This window comes from Parapedobacter soli (genome assembly GCF_025460835.1).
Classification (GTDB): domain Bacteria; phylum Bacteroidota; class Bacteroidia; order Sphingobacteriales; family Sphingobacteriaceae; genus Parapedobacter; species Parapedobacter soli.
The window spans coordinates 16,220-42,184 of record NZ_JAMXAY010000027.1; the positions used below are offsets into that span (position 1 = coordinate 16,220).

Annotated in this window: 15 protein-coding genes; 1 reads left to right on the plus strand and 14 read right to left on the minus strand. The window is 52.1% G+C overall.

All coding sequences use genetic code 11. The features are described from left to right. Nucleotides 1-23: 23 nt before the first annotated feature. From NGM62_RS12610 to NGM62_RS12635, 6 genes are all read right to left on the minus strand, one after another. Nucleotides 24-1,499, minus strand: a complete 1,476-nt coding sequence (locus NGM62_RS12610) for an MFS transporter (RefSeq protein ID WP_262248435.1) — start codon at nucleotides 1,497-1,499, stop codon at nucleotides 24-26. Between the two features lie 6 nt (nucleotides 1,500-1,505). Continuing rightward, on the minus strand, nucleotides 1,506-3,341 hold the full coding sequence (locus tag NGM62_RS12615) for an endo-1,4-beta-xylanase (protein ID WP_262248436.1): 1,836 nt from the start codon (nucleotides 3,339-3,341) through the stop codon (nucleotides 1,506-1,508). A gap of 25 nt (nucleotides 3,342-3,366) precedes the next feature. Next, nucleotides 3,367-5,337: a RagB/SusD family nutrient uptake outer membrane protein gene (locus NGM62_RS12620; RefSeq protein WP_262248437.1), complete on the minus strand. Its 1,971-nt coding sequence runs from the start codon at nucleotides 5,335-5,337 to the stop codon at nucleotides 3,367-3,369. 11 nt (nucleotides 5,338-5,348) lie between these two features. After that, nucleotides 5,349-8,438: a SusC/RagA family TonB-linked outer membrane protein gene (locus NGM62_RS12625; RefSeq protein WP_262248438.1), complete on the minus strand. Its 3,090-nt coding sequence runs from the start codon at nucleotides 8,436-8,438 to the stop codon at nucleotides 5,349-5,351. Nucleotides 8,439-8,572: 134 nt separating this feature from the next. Then, nucleotides 8,573-12,649, minus strand: a complete 4,077-nt coding sequence (locus tag NGM62_RS12630; protein WP_262248439.1) for a hybrid sensor histidine kinase/response regulator transcription factor — start codon at nucleotides 12,647-12,649, stop codon at nucleotides 8,573-8,575. A 79-nt stretch (nucleotides 12,650-12,728) separates the two neighbouring features. Beyond that, nucleotides 12,729-15,593, minus strand: a complete 2,865-nt coding sequence (locus tag NGM62_RS12635; RefSeq protein ID WP_262248441.1) for a glycosyl hydrolase 115 family protein — start codon at nucleotides 15,591-15,593, stop codon at nucleotides 12,729-12,731. Between the two features lie 177 nt (nucleotides 15,594-15,770). On the opposite strand from NGM62_RS12635, the gene NGM62_RS12640 reads away from it, so the two are divergent. Then, on the plus strand, nucleotides 15,771-17,945 hold the full coding sequence (locus NGM62_RS12640; RefSeq protein WP_262248443.1) for an alpha-glucuronidase family glycosyl hydrolase: 2,175 nt from the start codon (nucleotides 15,771-15,773) through the stop codon (nucleotides 17,943-17,945). Between the two features lie 47 nt (nucleotides 17,946-17,992). Here NGM62_RS12640 and NGM62_RS12645 read toward each other — a convergent pair whose 3' ends face one another. The 8 genes from NGM62_RS12645 to NGM62_RS12680 form a co-directional block, all read right to left on the minus strand. Next, a complete protein-coding gene (locus NGM62_RS12645) occupies nucleotides 17,993-18,817 on the minus strand; it encodes a universal stress protein (RefSeq protein ID WP_262248445.1) in 825 nt (274 codons plus the stop codon). Nucleotides 18,818-18,889: 72 nt separating this feature from the next. After that, nucleotides 18,890-19,516 (minus strand): gluconate 2-dehydrogenase subunit 3 family protein, encoded by a 627-nt coding sequence (locus NGM62_RS12650; protein WP_262248447.1) that lies wholly within the window; start codon nucleotides 19,514-19,516, stop codon nucleotides 18,890-18,892. 15 nt (nucleotides 19,517-19,531) lie between these two features. Then, nucleotides 19,532-21,271 carry a GMC family oxidoreductase gene (locus NGM62_RS12655; protein WP_262248449.1) on the minus strand — a complete coding sequence of 580 codons (1,740 nt, stop codon included), beginning with the start codon at nucleotides 21,269-21,271 and terminating at the stop codon, nucleotides 19,532-19,534. Between the two features lie 165 nt (nucleotides 21,272-21,436). Then, on the minus strand, nucleotides 21,437-22,015 hold the full coding sequence (gene rdgB / locus NGM62_RS12660; RefSeq protein WP_262248451.1) for an RdgB/HAM1 family non-canonical purine NTP pyrophosphatase: 579 nt from the start codon (nucleotides 22,013-22,015) through the stop codon (nucleotides 21,437-21,439). Next, a complete protein-coding gene (locus NGM62_RS12665; protein WP_262248453.1) occupies nucleotides 22,012-22,473 on the minus strand; it encodes a hypothetical protein in 462 nt (153 codons plus the stop codon). The genes rdgB and NGM62_RS12665 overlap by 4 nt, the downstream gene beginning before the upstream one ends. Nucleotides 22,474-22,535: 62 nt before the next feature. After that, nucleotides 22,536-23,516 (minus strand): deoxyhypusine synthase family protein, encoded by a 981-nt coding sequence (locus NGM62_RS12670; RefSeq protein WP_262248454.1) that lies wholly within the window; start codon nucleotides 23,514-23,516, stop codon nucleotides 22,536-22,538. 148 nt (nucleotides 23,517-23,664) lie between these two features. Beyond that, nucleotides 23,665-24,654: a hypothetical protein gene (locus tag NGM62_RS12675; RefSeq protein ID WP_262248456.1), complete on the minus strand. Its 990-nt coding sequence runs from the start codon at nucleotides 24,652-24,654 to the stop codon at nucleotides 23,665-23,667. Between the two features lie 11 nt (nucleotides 24,655-24,665). After that, nucleotides 24,666-25,958: an OmpA family protein gene (locus NGM62_RS12680; RefSeq protein WP_262248457.1), complete on the minus strand. Its 1,293-nt coding sequence runs from the start codon at nucleotides 25,956-25,958 to the stop codon at nucleotides 24,666-24,668. Nucleotides 25,959-25,965 lie beyond the last annotated feature (7 nt).

Sequence of the window (25,965 nt, forward strand, 5' to 3'; positions counted from 1 at the left end):
TCTCATATCTCATATCTCATATCTCATATCTCACATCCATCATCCGACAACCGCCGTTGCTTCAGCTCCGTTTCTATCCGTGTTTCCATGCGCTTATCGATTTTGTAGAAAAACAGCAGTGCGGCACCGAGCAGGAACGGGATGGCTGGGAAGGCGCTTACCAGCAGCTTCGTAGCGTGGACAGCCGACGCTGGTTGCACGGCATTATCGCCGGGCACATATTCAAAGATTCCGAGTATCCACGTCAGCAGTGCTCCGCCTACGGTCAGCCCTACTTTCAGCCCCACCATCATGGCCGAAAATATGATGCCCGTAGCACGCCGGTTATTTTTCCACTCACTGTAATCCGCCACATCCGCTATCATCGCCCACAACAGTGGAATAGTAATGCCATAGAAAAAGCCATGAAGAATCTGCAAACCGAACATCAACGCAACGGCTTGCGGAGAAAGCAGGTAAAACGCCAAGATAAACAAGGTGGAAACGAAAAGTGCCATACCGAACACGTCGCGTTTGCCATACCGGTCGGCCAGCGGCTTTGACAAACCGATACCGATGATCATAAAAATGATTCCGCCGGCATTGAACAGGCCGAACCCAGCGGAGACCGGGTCCTCACCGAAGAAGTTGATTCCAACCTCGGAAAAGCTATGGAGTATGGGGTTTATGAAGCTGGTAAGCCGATCGCCTGCCACATAATTTTCAAAATAATACACGTACGCACCGCCTTTCATGGCGAGGGTAATAAACACGAGGGTAGTCAGCACCAGCATAATAACCCAAGGTTTGTTTTTCGACAGGTCGACTAAGTCTTCTTTAAGGCTGGATTGCTGCTCCGGTTTCGGGATGACCCGTTCTTTGGTAGTAAAGAACGTAACCAGCAACATCACCGTGCCGATGACGGCCAGCCAGGTCATTACCAGCTCGATGCCTGCAGCTTTGTCGCCGCCGCCGGCCGTAACGATGATAGGCAACATAAATACCTGCACGAAAAACTGAGCGAACATCACCGCTACAAACCGATAGGCCGACAAGCTGTTCCGTTCGCTCATACTACCGGTGAGTACGCCACTCAATGCCGAATACGGCAGGTTGTTTGCGGCGTACAGCAACAGCAGCAAGGTGTAGGTAACCACAGCGTAGATTACCTTTCCTTTATAGGAAAAATCCGGGGTGCTGAAGGCCAGCAGCGCTGCCACGCCGAGCGGGACGGCCGTCCACATTACCCAAGGGCGGAATTTACCCCAGCGGGAGATGGTGCGGTCTGCCAGGGCGCCGATCATCGGGTTGAAGCCGAAGCCGGCTACCAGTCCCACCGCCAGCAGGATGGCCGACGCATGGTGTGCCTGGAGTCCGTAGATATCGGTATAGAAATAAGCCAGGTAGGTAATCAACGTTTGGAATACCAGGTTGGCTGCCAGATCGCCGAGACTGAAGCCGACCTTTTCGATTACCGAAAGTTTTTCATCTGGCATGCGTGTGCGTTTTGTACTCGGCATGATGGATTACGGCGTTTTCTTGGTGTTTATGATCTTAAAGAATGCTTCCTTGGGCCGATTATCGCGGTCAAATACCAAGGGGTAGTTTGTCCGCCCCGCTATAGGCCAATAATTCAGCCACGACTGTCCGTCATTAACTCCCCAGAAGGTCACCCGGCTGATTTTGTCCCTGTGTTTCAGAAAAAGCCGGAATAAGTTTTCATAATCGGTTGCCTGTTGCTGCTGCACGCTGTCCGGCAAACCGCCAACGTACGGGTTCAGCTCCGGATTGCCTGCCGCTATATGCGTACCGACATCGGCCCCCTCGAAATCTCGCGGTAACACGTCGAGGTCGAGCTCGGTGATAGCCACATCGAGGCCCAATGCAGCGTATTCGAGAATGCTCTGTTCAATGGCATCCAGTGGTAATTTACCCACCTGCCAATGGCCCTGTATGCCCACCCCATCTATCCGCACGCGGGCGTCTTGCAGCTTCTTAATCAACCGGATGGCTCCAGCTCGCTTCTTCGGCTGTTCGATGTTGTAGTCGTTGTAGTACAGCTTGGCGTCGGTTGCGGCTTCGGCTGCCATGCGAAAAGCTCCGACGACGTAATCTTCACCCAATAGGTCATAAAACACCGATTGGCGCCATGAGCCATCTTCATTGAGCGCCTCGTTCACGACGTCCCAACTGTCTATCGACGACGCATACCGTTGTGCGATGGTATGGATGTGCAGGTCCATGAATTGACGGAGGGAATCCGCGTCGGTGAGGGTTTGGACGAACGGCGGCAGCTGACTATGCCAGATCAACGTATGGCCTACGGTGTGCATACCGTGCTGCTTCCCGTATGCTATAAACTTATCGGCGGCGTCGAAATCAAATTCCCCCCATTGGGGGTGTATGTTTTCAGCCTTCATGATGTTCTCAGCGGTGATGGCGTTGAACTGGCGGTGAGTCAACGAGTCCGCCGGCCTATCCGTCTGATTAATCTGGCGGGTACTCAATGCGGTACCGATCAGGAAATCGTCGTGAAAGACTTCTTTCAGGGAAGCGGTCTGTTGGAGTTGCTGCATATCGTGCACGCAGCTGAGTGATAGCAGGGCCAGTGCGGCTATCGCCGGAGCCCGCCGTATGGTATGACATATGCGTTTAATCGGCAAAAAAATAAAGGTTGTCCCGAGCGGTGCTCGTGACAACCTGAATGGCTGTCGAGTAGACCCGGGGAATTTCACCCCGAGTCTCTCATAGAACCGTACTTGATACTCTCGCATCATATGGCTCTTATTATCCATTACATCCAGGCCTTTCCTTGACCCGTATGTTTTGCCTAACTCCCTTGATACCTCCCGCTTGCGCGGTTTCTCGCTGGGACTCGTAGGCACGATAATACGCCCCCTTCGCTCCATACCCATTACAGGTACTTCTTCACTACTACGAAGCGTTCCGCCCCCGTGCGACGCATCGGTACTTTCCCCCTTGCGGTGTCCGCCGCTTGGGGTTTTCCCTTGCCATCGCCACGACAGGTTCTCCTGTTCCGAACATAAGCCTGTGTTAAGCTCGTGCCGCCTATACGCCGGATGCCGCATGGACAGCACACAGGTACCCTCCATGCTTATCCCAGTGGTGCCACTGGACATTGGTTCTGACATCGTCTCATCCTTTCGACGCCTCCTCAGCGGTTCACTTGCGTTCACCTTCTTAACACTCACCTGACACCTTCTTTGATGCCTTTTCCCGCTATCGCTCACTACCACGGCATTTAACCGCAGCAGCATAGGGGCGGTTTGGAAACGGTGCCTGTACACCCTATCCGAGGGGCCAACCCTCATCTTATGTTCAGCATTAAATGTAAAATTCATAGAACTCTTCATTTATTCAGGACACTCAATAACCGGGGTTTTGGTATGCCACTTTTTCGGCCTCACTCATTTCCATGGCATCGATCTGTCCCCTTGGAATGGGTCGCAGGTAGTGATACGGCTGGATACTACGTGTGATGGTCTGCGGGGTATGGTCGCCGAAATTTGAGCCGCAAATCTCATAGGAACCCGCGAGCTCGTTCCATTTTTGCGTACGCACCAGGTCAAACCAGCGATACCCTTCGCCAAAGTATTCGCGGGAACGTTCCGCAAGGATATAATCGATATTGATGGTGGATGGTGTTGCCGCAATCAATGCCGCGCTGTTGTCGGCGATCTTTTCCACGTTTCCGTTGTTGTGCCACCGCCACTTTCCTGCGCGTGCGCGTATCACGTTGATGAGCTCACGCGCGCTCTTTCCGGCTAGCGTGGATGCACCCTTCACGGCCGCTTCCGCAGCGACGAAATAGAGTTCAGAGAATTTTGCGATCTTGAAGGGGCGTGTGAGGTTCGCGTTCGGTTGGCCGAGCCCTGCGCCGTTATCCGTACGGTAGGTGCCTATTTTCCAAAGGCCGGGATAGACCCGCCGGCTGATACCGCGGGGTGAGATCACGAAATCCGGCCGGCCGGGCAGCACGCCAGCACCGACGCCAGGGTATGCTTTGTTCGAGAAATTCGCGCCCGAGGGGTAGCTGATATCGTCTGCCAGTGACTCGTCGTCTAAGAACGTCAGAACCGCATCGTCTGGGCTTATAGGCAGTTCGTTTGCGTTGTAGAGCACCTCATTGGGGATACCGCCTTTGGGCCAATTTCCGCGATATACGGTCGCGAACGTTCCGTCATACCGCGCATCAAGTGTCTTGTCCGCGAAGGTATTCGTAATCGCGCCGATGGTGGGTGCCATGCGTGTCCACGGCCGGCCCAGCGCTTGGGCGGCTTCGCGTTGCACCGAGCTCACCCCCTCGGATCCATCGGGGTTCGCTGCGCTTCTGATTTCGGTATAATTCCAAGTAACCATCCATGCCGCCGCATTCCCACCCGGGTCCGTACCGGCGAAGCAATTGATACACGTACCGTTATAGAACTCACTATCCTGGGTATGGTCAGCATAGAGCAACATTTCCTTGTTGCGGTCGTTCCCGCCCAGGTGCAGGTCATAGAACGTTTCCTCCAGCCCGAAGGGTCCGGGATCGTCAATAGCTTGAGTGGCAATGTCATAGGCCTGTTGGAAATACCATTGCGCGTCATGTCCATCGGGATCCACGTGGGAGACCTCCGGATAAGTCGGGATGTTATTCGGGTTTTCCAGCCACCATGCATAGGTAAGATAAGCCTTTGCCAAATACAAGCGGGCGAGCGTACGCGTAGCACCGCCGGTTACCCGTCCTTCGATAGGCAGCTCCTCGACTGCTATCCGCAAATCCGGGAATATGGCCTTGGTATACACTTCCGGTACGGTATTCCGCACCGAGGTCGTAGATGCACTGCTATTGAAACGAAGTTCGCCTGAGCCCAGATCCAACGGCACCCCGCCGAATGTCCGTACCAGCAGAAAGTAGTCGAAGGCACGGAAGAACCGGGCTTCAGCAATGAGTGATGCGGGGAAAGTGCCCACTTCCTCTGCATTTTCTATAATACCGCTAGCGGTGTTGATGTTATTGAACGCAACGCCCCAGATGGCGTCCGACCGACTGTCCGCTGGCGTAATTTCACCTTGCCCGCTGATATCCATCACGAGGAAGTTTCCGTCGGCACTTTGTCCATACGTGTATTCATCCGTGCCGGTTTCCAAAGTGTTATAGTAGTAAGGTTGCCCATAAATCCAGCGGAGATGCGCATACATGGAGGTCAATCCGCCATACACCCCTTTTTCAGTCCGGAAAAATCCTGGTTCGTAAATATGGCGCGGCTGCTCTTCCAATATCTTGGAGCACGACACCATAAGGAAGGCCGTAAGTGCAACCGCGAGATAACTATTAATATGAGTCCGTTTCATCGTCTTTTCTTTTAAAATGTAAGATTAACTCCGATCAAGTAATTGCGCGTAGTGGGCGTGTTCGTACCCAATGTAGTAATGCGCCGTAGGTTGTCGGACATGTTGACCGCGGCATTTTCGTTGCCGAAGGAGTTCGTTTCAGGATCCATTCCCGATTCGGTGTGATAGGGTGAAAACAGCACGAACGGATTTTGTGCGGTAACGTACATCCGGAGATTCACCGCCGAGCCGAGCAAGTGGTCGAAATTATACCCTAGCGTAATGGTGCGTATCTTCAAGTATGAGGCATCAAAGTATCCCATGGTGCTCATGTACTTCAGGTTATCGCCACTTCGGAAGCTCTCGGGATTCGGATATTTAGCATCCGTATTGTCTGGCGTCCAGTAATCCACATCGATATTGCCGTTACGGCCGTTCAGCAGATTAAGGTATCCTCCAGAGCCGTAAATGGTGCTATTGAGGATACCGCCATTCTTGAAGATTCCGACGGCGCTCAGGTCAAATCCTTTATAGGCGAGCCGGGTGTGGAACCCGCCTTGGAAATTAGGTTCTAAGCTAATGACCTGCCTATCATCGTCGTTGATTGCGCGGACTGGTGCACCACTGGCGTCGGTCTCGCCGGTATATTTCACTTTAATCATGCCCAGGGTATTGGCTCCCGGTTCCAGGATATCCCGGTAGGGGTCTCCCTCCTGCCACAAGCCCACGCGTTCAAAATCGAAGATGACATCTATGGGATGGCCAACAAACCACCAATTATTGGTGTTGCGATCCATTCCCGATGCCAGCGAAACCAATTTATTGCGGTTGGCATATAGATTGATCCCGGCCTCCCAGGTCCAGCCGTTGTGGTTGTCGAGAATCGTCCCGGTGAGCGCAAGTTCAATCCCTTTGTTTTCGGTGCGGCCGACATTCTCTGTAATTGAATTCACACCGGAGGTCGGTGGGAGGCCTTTATTCAGGAGTAGATCCTTGGTTTTCGTCGCATAATATTCAAAGGTTCCCGAAAGACGGTTATTCAGCAAGGAAAAATCGACCCCGATATTCGTCGTATTCGAGAATTCCCATCCGAGGTGTGCGCTGGGGAGTTGGTTAACGAGGTATCCCACGGCATATTCACTACCGAAGTTATACGGCCTGGTATCCAAGCGTCCCAACGTGGCATATGGGTTCACGGCTTGGTTGGACGTCTGCCCCCAGCCTACGCGCAGTTTCAACATATTGATCTGGCTGACGGACTGCATGAACGACTCTTCGGCCATGTTCCATCCTACCGACACAGCCGGATAGGTGTGCCACTTGTGACCCGTTGCCAGCCTAGACGAACCGTCTGAACGCAGGGTTGCGGTAATCATATACCGGTCGTCGAAGGAATACATCACCCGCCCCATATAAGACATCAGCCCCCATACTTCGTACCACTGGTCGCCGGGTGGAATCGTTATCTCACCGGTGGCCTGCCCTAAGTTATAGAATTGGAAGTGGTCGGCTGGGATTCCCGTAGCCGCCATACGCGATCGGTTGAAACGGTTTTGCTCGGATGAATACAGGGCCACGACGTTCAGGTTATGCACGCCGTTGAACGTACGGTCGTAGGTGAGGAGATTTTCGACGAGCCAATGTGTGGTTTGCGAATTGCTAACCGAAGCACTCGATATGGTTGTCGGGTTCGTGCTGTTTATGCCCTCGCCTGTATACGCACCACCGTTGCTCTGCCGGTAGTCCAGCCCCACGTTTATCCGATATTTCAGCCCTTCTACCCAAGGCACTTCCACTTCGCCATACAGTGCATTGAAGCTGGCAAATCCGCGGGTTTGGCTTAACCATTGGTCTCGCAGGTCCTCCACGATTTCTCTTGAATAAACCCACGGCTCATCGATCGCTGTCCTTACGGTCCGCTTCCACGAGCCGTCCTCATTAAACGGATTGGCCACGGGGGTCATCCGCAACAGATTCCCCACATTCACCTGAGTCCCCTCGGTTAGGTTATAATTGTTGTTGGTTGTAATGCCGAACCGAAAATACTCACCCACTCCTTGGTCCACACTGCCGCGCAGGGAGTAACGGCTGAACTGCTGGGTAGGGATTACCGCCTGGTCGAGCAGGTAACCGCCACCGAAATTGTAACTGCCGCGCTCGGTGCCACTGGAGATGCCGACATCATGGCTGGTCATGGTAGCCGTCCGATATAGCAAGTCTTGCCAATCGGTATCCACGTCTTCCGCTTCATCTTGTCCGTAGGTCGTATATGGCACGTTGAGTTGGCGCAATTTCACCATATCGGCTCCGCTCATCATGGGAAACTTACCGAAAACTTCCTTCATGCCGGTAAAGCTATTATAGGAAACCCGTGCTTTCTGGCCACTCAAACCGCGATTGGTAGAAATCAATATTACGCCATTGGCGCCGCGCGACCCGTAAATCGCTGTTGCCGACGCATCTTTGAGGATATCAAGGCTCTTGATATCGTTCGGGTTAATGTCGTTGATCGTTCCGACGAACGGAATCCCATCAAGCACGATCAGCGGGTCGTTGCTCGCTGTCAGCGAGCGCGAACCGCGGATACGTATTTGCATCGTACCGCCGGGTTGAGAAGACGTCTGCGTGAGCTCCACGCCCGGCAGGCGTCCTTGCAGGGCATGCGAGAAATTTGTTGATTGCACCTCGCGCATGACGTCGCCGCTGATGGATGCCACCGAGCCTGTTACGGCTTCTCTGCGCTGGGTACCGTAGCCCACAACGACCACTTCATCCAAGGCGCTGGCTTCGGTTTGAAGGGTAACTGTCACTTGCTGATCGACTGCACCTACCGTGATTTCCTGTGTAGTGTAGCCGATGTAAGAGATCACCAGCACGCTATTGGCAGGCACCTGCAACGTAAATTGGCCACTATCATCGGTTGCCGTGCTTGCCGGACCATCGGCAGACCTGACCGAGACACCGCTTAGCGGGTCGCCAGTATCGCCGGTAACCGTGCCCGAAATCCGCACATTTGTTTGTGCTAATGCAAACAGCGACTGGAAAATCAGCAGCAGTAGCAAACATGTGCCGAGGGGCTTCCCCCCTGCCGCTGCGATACTTGTTTTGTATACGCTTATCATATTACTAGGATTTATTTGTTAATAATTTAGTTAATTACACTGTTCTATTTAAGATCATCCAACGTTGGCATCTACCCGGTTAACGACCGTTTCCTTATTCTGGCCATCGGCAATGAGCCACGCAATGGCCGTATTTATTTTTTCACCGGATCCACCGATTTCCTAACGTCGCTTGGCGACCTCCCGTACTTATCTCTAAACACCTTGGAAAAGTAATTGGGGGTACTGAAACCGATGCGATACGCCACTTGCGATACAGACAGGCCACTTTTTTCTAGAAGCGCCAACGATTTCTCCAGCTTTACGTCCCGTATATATTCAACAGGAGAAAGCCCTGTCAATTCCAGCACCCGGTGATATAAGGTCGCCCGGCTTAAGCCGAGGGTAACACTCATGTCGCTTACGGACAAGTTCTCGTTGCTTATGTTTTCTGTGATGTAATCGTTGATTTTCCGAAGAAGTTTGGCCTCTTCCGAAGTAATCGTTTCGGGTGTCGATGTCAGTTCTATTTGTTTGGAATAGACTTCCTTGGACAAGTTCCTAAGCTGCAACAAGCTTTCTATTTTACTTTTGAGCAATTCGGTTTTATACGGTTTGGAGATGAAGTCGTTTGCACCGGAGAGTAACCCTTGAATATGGTCGTCTTCGCTTTCGAGTGCCGTAAGCAAAACAATGGGGATATGCTTTGTCCGCTTATCATCGCGGATTTTCCGTGTGAGGGCAAGTCCGTCGAGTATCGGCATGGATATGTCGGAAACAATCAGGTCGGGGTGCAGCGCCAGCGTCTTTTTCCATCCGTCCTTTCCGTCTGTAGCCTCATAAACTTCGTATTCCGACAAATCGTCCACAAGTATTTTCCGGAAGTCGAAATGGTCTTCGACAACCAATATCCTGGCTTTGGTCCGGCCCTCGGTGTCCGAGCCGTTGCCGTGCACTTCGAACTGGAGGTTGCGGCCTGCATGGTCCACAGCGTCGTGATAATGGATATCCAACACTTTTTGCTTAAGTGTTACACAAAATGTGGTTCCGTGCCCAGGAGAACCGGACACGGTGAGCGTGCCGCCCAATAATTTGACGTATTCGTTGACAATAGAGAGTCCGATGCCGTTGCCGTTATTGACGATGTCGCTCGGCGGCTCAAGCTGACCAAAACGCGTCAATATCCGTCGACGGTCGTCTTCAGCTATACCAATCCCAGAGTCTTTCACGGTCAGGGTTAGCTGTATCCATTCCTGGGGGGTTTCCACTTCTTCAACATCCAGCTGCAGGGTCACGAAGCCGTTTTTCTTCGTGAATTTGAATGCATTGGATAGCAAATTAAAAATGATGCTCTCCATCTTATCGGCATCAAATTCAGTTTCGAAGCGGCTAGCATTGCTATGATACGAGAAATGCACCTGTTCCTTATCGGAGAGCGCAAAGAAGGATGTAGAGATATCGGCTGTAAAAGCGACGATGTCTTTGGCAATGAGGTTGACCTTTAACTCACGGGCTTCGATGCGCTTGAAGTCGAGCAGCTGGTTGACCAGGTTGCGTAGCCGGGCGGTGTTCCGCTTGATGACATCCAATAGTTCGACCTGTCCGGTATCGCGGTTCCTAGCCATCAATTTCTCTACTGGAAGCGTGATAAGCGATAGCGGGGTTTTCAACTCATGGCTGAGGTTCTGCAAGAACCTGACCTTCATGCTTTCCATTTCCTTCTCTTTTTCGATCTGGGCGATGAGATGCTCATTGCGCAGCCGGTCTTCTTCCAGGCGGTATCTTGCCCTGATGCGCCGGACGCCGATAAGACGCAACACATACAATCCGCCCAAGAGCATACATACGTAGATCACATACGCCAGTGGCGTTAAATAAAAAGGCGGGGCGATAAAGATGGTCAATTCTGCAGCTTGGTCATTCCATACGAGATCGTTGTTGCTGCCCATTACTTTTAGCACATATTTCCCCGGCGAGAGATTCGTGTAATACAGGGTATGCTGGTGGCCGATATCGTTCCACGACCTATCATATCCTTCCAGGAAACAACGGAATTGATTGGCGCCGGGCATGGTGTAGTCGAGTGCAGCAAAACTGATGGAAAAATCATGGCCATAGTCGAGGAAGACGGAATCTGCCACGTTGATATCGACTTTAAGCGGCCCATTGGCACTTGGCTTTATCGTCTGGTTAGCGATTTTCAGCTCGGTGAACAGGATTGATGGTAGGTTGGTGTTCCTGCGCAAGTCGGATACACTGAAAAAATTGAACCCATCCGCGCCACCGAAGAACATCTGACCGCTGCGGTGATGAAGGCCAGAGCCGTTCACAAAGTTGTTATCCTGGACACCGTTTTCCGGTCCGTAGTTCTTAAACCGCTTCGACGCTTTGTCAAACGAACTGATCCCCCGATTTGTCGAAACCCACAACCTGCCAGTTCCATCATCCAGTATCTTACACACCTGGTTATTAACCAGCCCTTGCTCTTCCGAGTAGGTTGTGAATTTACCGGTGATTTTGTCAAAGAAACAAAGTCCCCCGCTAGTCCCCGCCCACATGTGTGCGTTGCTATCGCAAAAAAGAGAAAGTACAAAGTTGTTGGACAATTCAGCATTGTCCATATTCAGCAACGTAAAGGAATTGTCTTTCACGTGATAAACGGCGATGCCCGTTCCATACGAAGCCAGCCACATGTTCCCATCCGCGTCTTCAACGATGTCTCTGATATAGCCGTTTACGGGTAGCGTGTACATGGGAGATTCGTGGTCTCTATCGATCTGAACCACGCCACTGTTTCTATGAATGATGTTGATCCCCCCGCCGTTGGTCCCGACCCAAATCTTGCCGAACCGGTCTTCCTTTAAACAGGTCACTTGGTCATGGCTAATGTCGCCCGCGCCGCGGCCGCGGCGATACTGTCGATAATGGCCAGTAGTGGGATCATATTGGATCAATCCATTCCCGAACGTTCCAATCCAAAGCTGGCCCTTACTGTCGACCAAGAGCGTCATAATATGTTTAATCAACGATGGCGGCACACGCAAACCCGGATCCCTGATTGCTTGTTCGGCGATATCGAAGTAGCGAAGTCCGTGGCCATCGGTGCCGACGTACATATTACCCTGTGAATCCTCGGCAAAACTGGTCACAATCGGGCCTGTGGCCAACGGCAACGGCGTTAGCTGGTGACGGATCAAGCCGAATAGTGTCAGGTTGCGATCGTACACATTGACACCACCGCGGAAAGTGCCGATCCAAAAGACGCCTGTACGGTCAGTGAATATGGCGCGCACGGAACGGTTGGCAAGTCCGAATTTGTTACTTGGATCGGGTGGCAGGGTGCTGAAGGTGCCGGTGGCGAGGTCGTAGATGTTGATGCCATTCTCCGTGCCTATCCAGATGCCCCCGTCAGCCAGGGTCAGGCAGTGCACGTAGTCGCTTGAAAGTCCACTGTTACCGGTATGGAAGCGGCTAATCGTATCGCCCTTCAACCGGACTACGCCGACCGATGTACCGATCCACATGGCACCTTCGGCATCGCCGACCATAGACTTGACCATGGTTGTAGAGAGCAGGTCGTTCCCAGCTGGCTGCGAATCAAACCAAGTGAATGACTGCGTTCCAATGTTGTAACGACAAAGACCGGCGTCCGTACCTAACCACATGGCGCCCTTCTCGTCGGAGTAAAGGCATAGAACCACCCTACTGTCCGGTTCGTTGGATCGGCGGACGGGCATCTCAACGACGTTGTCCGTTTCGGGATCGAGGATACTGACCCCGCTAAAATGGCCCACCCAAATGTTGCCTCGGTCGTCCTCGCCCAAGGATTTGATGGAACTGTTGGCCAACCCGCGGCCCAACGACGGGTGATAGGTTTTGAAATGGCCCGTTTCTCGATTCAGCACGCTTACTCCCCCACCACCGGTGCCTATCCAGATCCGCCCCCGGCTGTCTTCCATGAGGCAAACCACCTGATTTGACTGCAAGGCCGTGGAGTCTGCCAGTGCGGCGCGATATACGGAAAAATTGAAGCCATCGAATTTATTGAGGCCATCGTCGGTACCGAACCAGAGGATTCCTTTCCTATCTTTCAGGATCGTATTGATTGCATTGGATGACATGCCGTCTTTCACGCCCAACGACGTGAACCTCACCGTGTGCTGGCCCAATAGGATAACAGGCGCAACGAACAGCGCTCCAAACAGCCAAACAACGATAAGTCCCCTCAACATACGGTTTATAATTAATCTTAAAATGCCCCCTTGAGTTAAATATGCATATCTTCAAACGAAATAACAAATAAAACCATCGCTAAAAAACGGGGCTAAACGTTTCCTCCGGCCCCAAAAAGCTCGGCTTCAAACCACCTGTATCGAGTACCACTTTCTGCAAGACAAGACCTGGGCTTATCGGCCAATACGTTAGCGTATTCCTCCCCTGCCTCAGTGTTTGCGTGGTTTCAACGATCCGGATATTTTCGGCGACGGCCTGCTCCCATGATGGCCCATCTGCCGTCGTATTATCGAGGCTCAGCAGTTCCGGCGTCCCGCCGTTTATGGCCACGGCAAACCGCTGTCCGCCGGAATCCTGGAAATCTAGCGACGGCGAAAAAAGCAGCTTCAGTTGATGGGGCACCGAATCGAGCAGCACGATGTCAAATTCCAGTTTCGCCGCGCCGATTTCTTCAGCTCCTTTCCCTTCCAGCGTGGTCGGCGAAACCATCATGCCCCCTTTGGTTTTGCCGTAATTATCGATTGTAACCCAATGATATGGTGGGTGTGCAAAAGATCGGGTAAAATTAGGCGCCTCCATGGCTACGTAACCGTTGTGCTCCACAAAGGCATCCGCTGCTTTGGTAACGGCCGGGCGGTTATCGATCCGGATGGGCAACGCGATCCGGTCCGTGCCACTGATGATTCCGACAACGGATTCGATCATGGCGGTATCCGGCAAATCCGCCCATTCGACCCCGACGTGTATCACGCAGGCGTCGTCGATGCGGCCTGTCGCCTTCGAAACATTCAGGTAACCGGGAGCTTCTATACGGAAGGAAACCGGCTGTTGGCCCATATTGAACAATTCGATGCGATGCGACGATCGGCTCAGGCCGTTGAATACCGGAAACGGGCGATCGATTCCGGTTATGCCGCTCCAGGACGCTGTGTCGCCTTCGATGCTGACGCCGAGCTTTCCCGTTTCGGGTACCCGGATTGTCTGTGTTTTGGGCATCAGGTTTTCTTCCGGCTGTTGCCAGTACGTGTATCCGATATGGGTCTGGTCCATCATGTGCTGCCATTTACCGCCGCTAAGCTCTTGGTTGTAATAATCCGTTATTGCCTGGTCTCGGGCAAACAGCCGTTCCACCTCTTTGACATAAAAGTTCGTACTTTTTCGCCCCTGCTGTGCGTACAGTTTGTTTTTGGCATGGGCTGCATACAGCTCATGCAAGTTGCACATGGCCTCAATGGGGTGGAATACTAGTTGATAATACGCATCGGATCGTTCGTCGTCGATGACCGAACGGATATGCGTGGCACGCGACAACAGTTGTCGGAATTCTTCCACTACCCTTTCCCATTCGTTATAGTTAACCAAACTGTAGGTATCCGCATCGAGCAATTCCGGTTTTACCCTGCCGGACAGCTGTCCATAACGATCAATTAGGGCCGCAATCTCCACCGCATGCGATTCGCCGAACTGCTGGTTCGCCCAACGCACGGTATAGTCAGCCAACCCTTCTACGGGTATCGCTTTGGGATTCCAAGCCAGATCAAGGAAAAACGAAATCGGGAATTCCATGGGTTTCAAGTCGCCCACATTGATGACCCACAATTGGCTCGCACCATAATCATACGCCAGGCTCATTTGTTCCCATATTTTCTGAATGGGATTGGTATTTAGCCACTTGTAATTACGCGGCCCGCCAACGTAATCGAAATGGTAGTAGATGCCATATCCGCCCTTGCGCAGACGTTCGCCGGGCTTGGGCAACTTACGCAGATTGCCCCAGTTATCATCGCACAATAGCAACGTCACGTCATCGGGCACCCGCATGCCCTGATCGTAGTATTCCTGTACTTCTTTATAAAGTGCCCAAACCTGCGGTGTTTTTTCAACCGGCCGGTTGGTCACGTTGGAGATGATCTCCCGCTGGTCGCGGACGATTTGTTCCAACAGCGCAATGGCGGTGCCGCGGGTCATCGGCTCGTCGCCATCCCCGCGCATGCCCAGGGTAACCATGATCTCTTTATTGCTCACCCGTTCCAACCCCGTCTTCCAAAAGTTGCGGAGGGTATCCGGATTCATGCGGTAGTCCCATTCACCCGAACCGTAACGCCGCCACTCATCATGGGCGCGTGTAAGGGGTTCATGGTGCGACGTGCCGACAACCACGCCGTATTCATCAGCCAAAATAGGATTCAACGGATCGTCGTCGTTAAAGGCATGTCCCCACATCGCCGGCCAGAGGAAATTACCCTTCAGCCGCAGGATTAAATCAAAGACCTTTTCATAGAACCGGTGGTTAAAACCACCGAAGGTTTTGGTGGCCCAACCGGATAATGCCGGGGCCTCGTCATTGAGGAAAATCCCGCGGTATTTAACTTTCGGGCTTGCCAACTCGAACCGGCCGTTTATAACATATAATTCATTGTGTCTTTGCGGTGGAACGTCGGCCCAGTAATGCCAGGGAGAAACCCCTATTTGCTTCGACAATTCATAGATGCCATATATTGTTCCCCGCTTATCGCTGCCTGCAACCACAAGTGCTTTGGCGATGCCCGTTGCCGGTGTGTCAACCACTTGGATCAACGTACTTTCCCACTTTCCTGCCACGCCGGAAACATTGATTTTTCCGGTTTCGACCAGTTTATCGATGACAGCCGATTTGCCGATAGTCCCAATCATGATAGGGTATGCGCCCGAATCGCTTTTGGACAGTACGTTTGAAGAAACCCGTTCAATATCCAACAGGAAATTATCGATAGCGCGGTGCACCCCTTTGAAATCATCCTGATCTACCAAAACGGTCGCAACGGCATTTTTACCTACCATCGGGAATGCATTACCGACTTCCACAGTGCTTACCATTTGCTGTGGCTGATAAGCATGAGCAGCTGCCACACCAGAAAAAATGATCGCTAATAAATAAGCTAATATGTTCCGTAAATACATCATCTATAATTGGTCGTTTACAATTTTTGCAAACCGATAATCAAAGGTAGGGCGGTTCAATACGCCACATGCGATACAAATCATTCAAAAACGTATACAAATGTTTAAATACCGGATTTCCTGTGAAGATTTTCATGCAACCGGTTGCAAGATGGTAAGAAATACATTAGGTTTGTTTGTATGGACCGTCCAATTTTCCGCAGATACGTACTGTTAGTCAGCTTGGTATTCGTTGTTTTCGCTTCGCACAATGGTATTGCGCAATCGGGCTACCGATTGTGGCTGGATTACCAGCCGCTCGGCCCTAGCGCGGCGGATCATTATCGTGAACGGTTGCAGGCAGTGGTCTTTCCGATGGATAGCGAAACCGATCACGTTGCTTTCGACGAACTTTCGCGTGCGTTGGAGGGCCTGCTGGGTCAAAAGCCCATGCGGCAATCGGCCGCAACCCCGAAAACCGGGTTAATGGTGGGGACACCTGGGACGCTTCCGGCCAACGATGCCGTAGAGCAGGCAAAGACGCGTCTACCGGACAATGAGGAGGCATACGTTATCCACCACCATTCGGCGGCAAATGGCCGGCCGATGACCCTTATACTCGGCAACACGGACAAGGGCGTACTCTACGGGGTATTCGCGTTCATCGGTGCCTTGCAGCGCAGCGAGGACCTCGCCCGGATCGATACTGTTTCGTCTCCTAAAATCAAGCTCCGGCTGCTCAACCATTGGGATAACCTGGACCGCACGGTGGAGCGGGGATATGCCGGCTTCTCACTTTGGGATTGGCACCGGCTACCCGGGTATCGCGATCCACGGTATACCGATTATGCACGCGCAAACGCTTCCGTCGGCATCAATGGCACGGTACTTAACAATGTCAATGCCAATGCACTGATGCTCACGGCGCCTTACCTCGAAAAGGCAGCGGCGCTGGCCGACATCTTCCGTCCCTACGGGATAAAGGTTTACCTTTCGGCGCGCTTCTCGGCACCCATAGAACTCGGCGGGCTAGCGGATGCAGACCCGCTGAATAGCGAAGTGACGCAATGGTGGGCCGACAAAGCGGCGGAAATCTACCGCTACATCCCCGATTTCGGCGGCTTCCTTGTCAAAGCCAACTCCGAGGGGCAGCCCGGACCGCAAAACTATGGCCGAAGCCATGCCGACGGGGCAAACATGCTGGCAGATGCGCTGGCACCATTCGGCGGTGTGGTGATGTGGCGTGCGTTTGTCTATGAAGACACGGAGCCCGAAGACCGGGCAAAGCAAGCCTACAACGAGTTCGTACTGCTCGATGGAACGTTCCGGGATAATGTGATTATCCAAGTAAAAAACGGCGCTATCGACTTCCAACCCCGTGAACCTTTCCACCCACTATTTGGTGCAATGCCGCAATCCCAGCTCATGATGGAGTTCCAAATCACACAGGAATACTTGGGTTTTGCCACGAATCTGGTATACCTGGGCACGCTCTTCAGCGAAACGTTGCAGGCGGACACCTACGCGGATGGGCCGAATTCGACCGTGGCGCGGGTTATCGATGGGGAGTTGAACCATCAACCGATTACGGCGATGGCAGGCGTGGCCAATACCGGAACCGCGACCAACTGGACCGGGCATCCCTTCGGGCAAGCCAACTGGTATGCTTATGGGCGACTGGCATGGGATCCGGATGCGGATGCCGGCGTTATTGCCGAGGACTGGCTGCGCCGCACGTTTGGGAATGACGCGTCTTTTCTCGATGCACTACTGCCGTTGATGATGCGCTCGCGAGAGACGGTGGTCAACTACATGACCCCTTTAGGCCTTCACCATCTGATGGGATGGAGCCACCACTATGGTCCGGGCCCCTGGATAAGGGACAAGCCACGAGCCGATTGGACATCGGTATACTATCACCAAGCCGATACAAATGGCATCGGGTTCGACCGTACGGCATCAGGGAGCGATGCACTGAGCCAGTATGCTCCGGAAGTGCAGGCACAATTCAACGACCCGCAGATCTGTCCCGACGAGTACCTGCTGTGGTTCCACCACCTGCCATGGGACTTCCAGATGAAATCGGGTGAAAGCTTATGGGAGTCACTCTGCCGCCATTATTACAGCGGTGTGGAGGAAGTATCCGCCATGCAGGCGGTATGGGAAGCGCAACGCGGCAAGGTAGATGAAATAATCTTTCGAGAGGTAGCGGATTTACTCGCCGTACAATACGAAGAGGCCGAGCTTTGGCGGGATGCGTGTGTATTGTATTTCCAGCAATTCTCGAAGATGCCAATCCCTACCGGACTACCACAGCCCGAACATCCACTCGAATATTATGAGAGTCTTTATTATCATTTCGTGCCCGGCAACTAGCTACACATTGCTACCTGCCCAGTTCGGTTATCACCGACCACGGTAGCTTACGTCCTTATAAACAACGACGGCACCATGGGATAATTGGCAATCGCTTTCGTGAGGCTAGGCCTGAAAATTTTCTCAAAGAATGATTTATGAGGCCGAGCAAATACCAGCAAGTCGAGCTTATCGCCCTTGGCTTCCCGGGTTACGGCATTGATATCAACTTTCTCTACTAGGGTTGCTTTACATGAAACCGCCCAGTCGGGGAAAGCCGCCTCGACCTTACGTTGCCAATGGGCAAGTTCTTTTTCTGGCTTACGGTCCTTCTCGGTGTAAAAGTGGAGCATAGACAAATGAGGGGTAAGGTTAATCGCCTGCTGGAAAGCAAACAAAGCGTCCAGTTCATGGTCATCATAAGCCGTGAAGAAGCCTATCCGTTCAAATGAAAAATCAGGTGTATCCAGTGGAACAACCAGTACCGGCACCGGGGATTTCTTTATAACTTCATAGGTTGTACTACCAAAAATACTTTCCGCGATATTGGTGACACCTTTAGTACCCATAACGACCAACGAATGTTCGTTTCTTTTGAGCTTATCTGTCACCACATCGATCATGAACCCTTTGACACATTCGCCCTCGATGTCGACGCTGGGAAACTGGCTGGTGAGGCCTTCCAACAAGTTTTTCATCGCAGCCGTTGATTCGGTCTCAGCTAATTTAATCTGCTTCACACTGTTGCCCTCTTCTCCAAACCCCGAGTAAAGCGCGATATAAACATGCAGCAACCGTACCTTTTGTTTGGAGGCATCAGCCAATGCACATGCATAAGCGGCAGCCACAAATGCATTTTCCGAAAAATCAGTGGGGACAAGTATCGAGTTCATCAGCTTTTATACCAATTAATAATAAACACAATCAAACTTAAGTAATGTTGTGTTGATATGCAAACGCAAATATTAACCCCACGCACTTTTGAAACCATGGGCATCAAGGACATCTGCTGGCACACCGTCCCAAACTCCGGGCTTGTTGCCCACGTAACCGATATCTTTCACACCCATTTCGCTGGTAAAGAAACCCGAAGCTGTAAGGTTACGTAACAAGTTAAAAAATGCTACTCCTTGCGCCATTTCCGGTTTTGCTTTTGCCGGATAAGCTATTTCATCCACCATCTGCAATTGTTGGGTGTTGTCACATTGCATAAATACTTGGCCATACCTCCGTTGACATTGCACATCCAACCATTTGAGGCCACCACGCATGGGTGTTTGGTAAGTCGGGATATCCTTCGCCATGAATTCGATAAATTCAGGCACACCCGCGTCGGTAGCACTGCCTGAGGTCTCATCGGCCGGTATGATGATATCGGCCAGTACCCCGATTGTTGCCAACTCGTGGGTCGTGAAGAACCGTTCTTCAGCCAGTTTGGTATTACGTTCGTGCTCGCTATCCGTTACACCGGGCAATTTATCACCCACTGCCGTTGCTCCCTGCTTGGCCTCCTTAGGGCTACAGGAATCCAACAACAACGCCCCACCCGCTGCGGCGAGGCCGAGTGCTTTTATGGAGTCTCTTCTGTTCATATCTGTCGTCTGTTATTATCCGATATTCAATTTGTTGCGTTGTTCTAAAATATAGTCGGCCGTCCGCATTGAAAGTGCGAGGATCGTCCAGGTGAGGTTTTTGTCGCCTTGTTGCACGAAGGGTCCGGCGTCGACCACGAAGACGTTCTTGCAGTCATGGGCTTGCCCCCACTTGTTCAGCACCGACTTTTTCGGATTGTCGCCCATCCGGGTAGTACCGCCCTCATGGATGATTTTCCCGGGTGCCTCCAAACCGTATGATGTTTCTGGCCCCGGCATCGGCGACGCTACGATAGCACCCATTTCGTGGAGTATCTCGCGGAACGTCTCCTGCATATGTTTAGCCTGTGCGACTTCCTCATTGGCCCATTTGTAGTGGAAGCGGAGTACGGGAATACCATATTTATCGACACGTGTGGGATCGATTTCGCAATAGTTATCGTACCGGGCTAATGCGGTACCCCGGCCAGCCATGCCTACGCTCGCGCCGTAGAAGCGTCGATAATCGTCCTTCAGGGCGGCACCGTACCCACCTTGCTCGCGCTGCCCTCCGTCTTTGGCGGGCACTAGGTGATTGACATTGGCCACCCAGTCTGTGAATCCATAAGACGGCATACGCATCCCCCCGCCGTACTCAATATGGTACCCCCGGGGGAAATCGAGCTTTTGATTGTCGGCCCACCAAGGTGAATAGATATGCACACTTCCCACTCCGTCTTCGTTGTAACGTTTCCTATCCAGCAATTGCGGTAGGAAACCTCCCGCACTGGCGCCCGTGGAGTCATGCAGGTACCGCCCCACCAGCCCGCTGCTATTACCGAGGCCTCCCGGGTGTGCAGCAGACTTGGAGTTCAGCATCAACCGCGCACTCTCACAGGCGCTCGCCCCGAGGATGACCAATTTACCCCGCACTTCGTGTTCCTGCAGGTCGCGGGTATCCACGTAGGATACCCCGGTGGCCTGTCCCTCATCGTTTGTGAGCACCTCGCGTACCATTGCGTTGTCGATAACCGTGAGGTTACCCGTTTTCATCGCTGGCATTACCAGGCACGATGAAGAAGAGAAATCACCATATACGCGGCACGACCGGCCGCACTGGCCGCAATAGAAACAAGTGCCGCGGCCCTCCACGCCAGGTAGCGCCTCGGTAAGCACCGAGCCACGGCCTGCAATGACCGGCACTCCCGCCCGCTCGGCACCACGCCTGATGTACAGCTCATTGAGCCGGGGCTTGGGCGGCTTCAGGAAGATACCATCCGGCTCGTTCCTTATGCCTTCTACCGTGCCGTATATCCCAATCATCCGGTCGATGCGATCGTAATACGGTTTTACTTCGTCATAAGTGATAGGCCATTCATCGGTAACCCCATCGGTAGGCTTAAAATCATCGGGGCCCATGCGCAGGGAAATCCGCCCCCAATGATTGGTTCGGCCACCGAGCATCCTTGCCCTGAACCAATCGAACGACGTGCCCGCAGCATGAGTGTAGGGTTCCCCTTCCAGTTCCCAGCCGCCGTAAGCAGCATCGAAATCACCAAAGGGACGGATGGTACTGGCACCGCGCCGGGGCGACTCCCATGGCCAACGCATTTGCAACGCGTCTTTCGCCGGATCGAAAAAGGGGCCTGCCTCTAACATCAATACATTCAGGCCCGCATTGGCCAATACATAACCGGCCATGCCGCCGCCCGCACCTGAACCCACCACAATCGCATCGTACACCGTAGGGTTTGTTTTGATTTGATAAGAAATCATTGCAATTCAGTCTATCTATAGTTGTTTATGTTGGTTACTGGCGTGCCCAGTCACCTACATCAGCCGTCAAATATAAAATTTTATCGGCAACAATCCCTAAAAAAGCTAAAGCGATTGTGCTTATTAAAAACCAGCTTATTGGATAAGCCGGCCATGGCTAGATTGTCAGAATTTGGTTTTCAGGAAGTCGGCGAGTTTAGCCACAGCGATGGCACGGTGGCTGATTGCGTTTTTCTCGCTTGGTGTCATCTGCGCGAATGTCTTCACATAGCCGTTTGGCGTGAACAGGGGATCGTAACCGAACCCGCCGTTACCTTGACGCTCGTAACCGATCTGCCCTTCTATAACCCCTTCGAAGAAATGTTCGTCATCACCTATACGGAGCGATATGACGGTACGGAAACGTGCAGCACGGTCGGGCCGGTCGCCAAGACGGTGTAGCAGCAAATCAATATTTTTTTCCATATCCCGCGTGCCCGAATAACGGGCGGAATACACACCCGGCTCATTAGCTAGCGCCGCCACCTCCAAGCCAGAGTCATCTGCAAAGCAGTCACATCCGTACCGGCTATACAAGTAGGTGCTTTTTTGCGACGCGTTTGCTTCGAACGTATCGCCGGTTTCGGGTATATCGTCTGTACAGCCGATGTCTGCCAGTGTCTGGATATGGAATTTATTGCCTACCACCTCCCGTACTTCATCCAGCTTATGGGTATTGTTAGTAGCAAATACCAGTTGAATCATATCAATAACATCTTTATCGTGGTCCAAAAGACACGTTTCTTCTCTGCATCGGCAAGCATGGCGTCGAAAGTGCTGGTATGGAATACCTTTACGCCGCCCTGTTCCGGCCAGGCAAGCGACGTACCGAGATTGACGACCACTTTGGGTTTGAAAACCGACGTAAGGTGATCAATCAATGGCGGCTCCTTCAATTTAGCCAAATTCAGCACTGCCACATCATCCACGGTAAGCTTCAGCGCCGCCAATGTTTTGACAAACGCATCCATGGCGGGCTCTGACATCCATTCGTGCTGTTGTTCGTCGGTCAAGAATAAATATTCCCGCTTATTCTGACCATAAAAGGAAAATTGCGGTACCGAATCTGGCTTACGAACGGCTTCGGTTTCCGGAGCTTCCGGCGGTGCCTCCACGCCTGCCGTTACGGCCACATCTCCCACGTCGAAAATCGTCTCCGTCATCAAGTAACGAAGCGCGGTGGGATCGGTCGTATTTATAGCAGAACGCGACATCCCCGACCAAACTACTGCCCAAGCACCCAGGCGAACACGAGCGGCGCCACGATGGTCGCGTCAGACTCGATGATGAATTTCGGTGTATCGATATCCAGCTTACCCCAGGTGATCTTTTCATTGGGTACTGCACCAGAATATGAGCCATAGGATGTCGTGGAGTCCGAAATCTGGCAAAAGTAGCTCCAAAACGGAATGTTTTCCATTTCCAAATCCTGATAGAGCATGGGGACTACACAAATCGGAAAGTCGCCCGCAATACCGCCGGCAATCTGGAAGAATCCGACCCCCTTGCCATCGGAGTTTTTGATATACCAATCGGAAAGGTAAGTCATGTATTCGATGCCGCTTTTCATGGTCGATGCCTTCAATTCCCCTTTGATCACATAAGAGGCAAATATATTACCCATGGTGCTATCTTCCCAACCTGGCACGACGATGGGTAGGTTCTTCTCGGCCGCAGCCAGCATCCAGGAATTTTTTGGATCGATCTCGTAGTATTGCTCCAGTATGCCACTGTTGAGCATCTTGTACATATACTCATGCGGGAAATAGCGTTCGCCTGCCGATTCTGCATCCTTCCATATTTTGTGGATATGCTGCTGCAGGCGGCGGAAGGCTTCCTCTTCCGGGATACACGTATCCGTAACCCGGTTATAATGGTTTTCCAACAGTTCCCACTCATCCTGTGGGCTCAGGTCGCGGTAATTCGGCACGCGCTTATAGTGCGAGTGGGCAACGAGATTCATGATATCCTCTTCGAGGTTGGCACCCGTGCAACTTATGATAGACACCTTATCTTGCCGGATCATCTCGGCGAGGGAAATGCCCAATTCGGCGGTACTCATCGCTCCCGCAAGGGTAATCATCATTTTGCCACCAGCATCCAGATGGGCTTCGTAACCTTTAGCTGCATCGACCAGCGCAGCTGCATTGAAATGCAGGTAATTTTTTTCGATAAATTGGGAAATCGGTCCTTTTACTTTGCTCATGTCGCGATTTATTGTGCTTCTTGTTGGCTGCAAAGGTAGGCATTCGCCATGATATGTGGAACTAAAACGCCTTTCTCTTCTGCCAAGGTACCGGTGCTACACGATACTTCCTTATGGCCTTCTGTAAACGCATTTTGAAAGCAACGGATTAGCGCCGGCTCACGGTCAGTTTGATGATGGTTCTGGTCTCCTCTTCGCCATACTGATCTTTTTTGAACGTATAGCTCCCTCCGGTAAATGTGGTAGGTACCGTAGGGTCTTTTATAAAGGCTTCCATTTGGTCATTCGGGATACTGACATAACGGTAACGTTCAGCACTGTCTTCTCCTTGATAATCGTCCATAAGCTTATTTCCGCTGCTGACGCGCAGGTCAACTGTGCTCCCCGGGTACGTCTCCCAAGTCTCTGCGGTGCAATCGTAGGATCGCTGTGTTATTTCTACCGGCAAATTCTGGAAGTCGGCAGACCACCAATTGGTAAAAAGAAACAGCCCATAGGTCTCCTCATTGCGTAAAGCCTCAGGCACAAAATAATCGGCTTCATTGATGGTTTTCCCGTCTTTGATATCCTGCGCTTTTTTCATCTCCATGACCTGCCGCGCAAAGTCACTTACACCCTTAGCGATCGTTTTGTCGTTATCCACGTCATCTGGCGAACGGATCTCGATCATACTCAGGAACGACTGGGTAGCGGTGATCCCACTGGTCCCGCTTCCTTTGGAAGTCTGCATAAGGATAAGTCCACCGGTCTGATCACATTTCCCCCACGCTTTAAAATCAGTCGAGAATTTGACCGGAAAAGAAATCCTCTCCGATGTTTCGGGGTCCGTAACCTCACCGTAAAAGATGTGCTGCGTGTTCGCTTCGTTGAACTCGGTCAGTTTTTCGTGGCTTTTTGCCATGAGTTGAAAACGACCCGGGAAAAAGGTTAGGATCTGGTCCGTTTCACCTTCGAGCTCGGCTTCCGTCCGGCCAATGATTTCCCCTTCCGGATCAAACTGCTTGGTTGTCGTCACCGAATGATAAACGATCTTTCCGCGCAAAGGTATCTTTTCCCAGGCATCCTGTGCATCCGTCCCCTGCCAAAGCAACAGGAACATCCCTATGAGCCATATGATATGAGCAACATGCATAGCCATCCGTTTTCGGCTCACGTCGTTTTTACGAATTCCACCCTTCGGTTTCGCGCCTTGTTTTCAGCATGGTCATTCGGTGCCACAGGGCTGTCTGCACCGTACCCTTTAGTTGTCAATCGGCCTGCGTCGATTCCCATCTTGACCATTTGAGCTTTCACGGCCTCGGCACGCTGCTGTGAGAGCGCATGGTTGAGCTGGGCTGTCCCGTCGCTATCGGTATGCCCCCCGATTTCGAATTTAAGCTCGGGATGCTTCGTCATCAACTGTACGAACTCGTTAATTGTGCCCATTGATTCGGGTTTCAATGTAGCTTTGTTGACGTCGAACTGAATACCGTAGGCGATGAACCGCCCTTCCGTAACAACCTTATTGTAAGCATCTGCGCCGCCTGCTGCAATGCGGAAATTCTTGAACAACACCGAATTTCCACTGCCTCTAACTTCTATTTCGACCATGTCGATCTTGCCTGCGTCTACCTGATTGAGCACCGCCAGCCGATGCTGGTCCATGTAGAGTTTACCGATATTCTTGTTGATGTAAATGGCTACATGACGCCAATTGTTTTGCTTGGGATTTGAAGCGGCCGACGGGAATCCCTGAGCGGGCGTACCGAACCACTTGTCGTTCTTGAAGCCTTCAAATCCATAATGCGGTTGATTTTCATCCCCTGAAATAACGCTCAAGGTAACGCGGAGCGGTGCCGTTGCATCTCCGCTACCTGCCCGGTCCTTTTCGCGGAAATAAAGGGTGATTTCGGAACCGTCCGTATTGCTCATGCCGTTTGACAGCACATCAAACTCCATCGTGAACTGGTCGGGCAGGTAGGCATTGTCTTCCATATAGGGCATCATATAAGGTTCGCCCAACGCCGGAGCAACCAGGACTTTTTCACCGTTATAGGTTTGTATTTCTGCACTTCCTGCATTGAGCACCATCCGGCCGGGTATCTCTGCATCGGCTTCGCCAGCCATGTCGTAGTGATAGATAAGCTTGTCGCCGGCGACAAAATCGTAATTGGCATAGGAAATGAGTGTCCCGCCGTCTACGTTTTGATTACCAACCGGAGAAGCGGGGGGTCCATCGGTTGGATTATCGGTTGATTTGTTTTCGTTTGCTCCCGTTATCCCCTCTTCAACCTTGTCGAGGCCTTTGTTCGTAACGTCGCCGGCCTTGTCAACGGCTCGATTTTCAACGGTTTCTTTTACACGATTCTTGAGCTTGTCGAAGAGTTGCGCCTCTGCCGTTTGGACACCCAGTATCCCAACGCACAAGACTGCCGCTATTCTTTTTATTTCTTTGATTTTCATGGCTTTG

Excerpts from the sequence above, each read along its gene's own strand:
- NGM62_RS12635 (WP_262248441.1), bottom strand. The coding sequence starts at position 15,593 with ATGATGTATTTACGGAACATATTAGCTTATTTATTAGCGATCATTTTT.
- rdgB (WP_262248451.1), bottom strand. The coding sequence starts at position 22,015 with ATGATTCAACTGGTATTTGCTACTAACAATACCCATAAGCTGGATGAA.
- NGM62_RS12665 (WP_262248453.1), bottom strand. The coding sequence starts at position 22,473 with ATGACGGAGACGATTTTCGACGTGGGAGATGTGGCCGTAACGGCAGGC.
- NGM62_RS12620 (WP_262248437.1), bottom strand. The coding sequence starts at position 5,337 with ATGAAACGGACTCATATTAATAGTTATCTCGCGGTTGCACTTACGGCC.
- NGM62_RS12680 (WP_262248457.1), bottom strand. The coding sequence starts at position 25,958 with ATGAAAATCAAAGAAATAAAAAGAATAGCGGCAGTCTTGTGCGTTGGG.
- NGM62_RS12630 (WP_262248439.1), bottom strand. The coding sequence starts at position 12,649 with ATGTTGAGGGGACTTATCGTTGTTTGGCTGTTTGGAGCGCTGTTCGTT.
- NGM62_RS12610 (WP_262248435.1), bottom strand. The coding sequence starts at position 1,499 with ATGCCGAGTACAAAACGCACACGCATGCCAGATGAAAAACTTTCGGTA.
- NGM62_RS12670 (WP_262248454.1), bottom strand. The coding sequence starts at position 23,516 with ATGAGCAAAGTAAAAGGACCGATTTCCCAATTTATCGAAAAAAATTAC.
- NGM62_RS12615 (WP_262248436.1), bottom strand. The coding sequence starts at position 3,341 with ATGAATTTTACATTTAATGCTGAACATAAGATGAGGGTTGGCCCCTCG.
- NGM62_RS12645 (WP_262248445.1), bottom strand. The coding sequence starts at position 18,817 with ATGAACTCGATACTTGTCCCCACTGATTTTTCGGAAAATGCATTTGTG.
- NGM62_RS12640 (WP_262248443.1), top strand. The coding sequence starts at position 15,771 with ATGGACCGTCCAATTTTCCGCAGATACGTACTGTTAGTCAGCTTGGTA.
- NGM62_RS12675 (WP_262248456.1), bottom strand. The coding sequence starts at position 24,654 with ATGGCTATGCATGTTGCTCATATCATATGGCTCATAGGGATGTTCCTG.
- NGM62_RS12655 (WP_262248449.1), bottom strand. The coding sequence starts at position 21,271 with ATGATTTCTTATCAAATCAAAACAAACCCTACGGTGTACGATGCGATT.
- NGM62_RS12650 (WP_262248447.1), bottom strand. The coding sequence starts at position 19,516 with ATGAACAGAAGAGACTCCATAAAAGCACTCGGCCTCGCCGCAGCGGGT.
- NGM62_RS12625 (WP_262248438.1), bottom strand. The coding sequence starts at position 8,438 with ATGATAAGCGTATACAAAACAAGTATCGCAGCGGCAGGGGGGAAGCCC.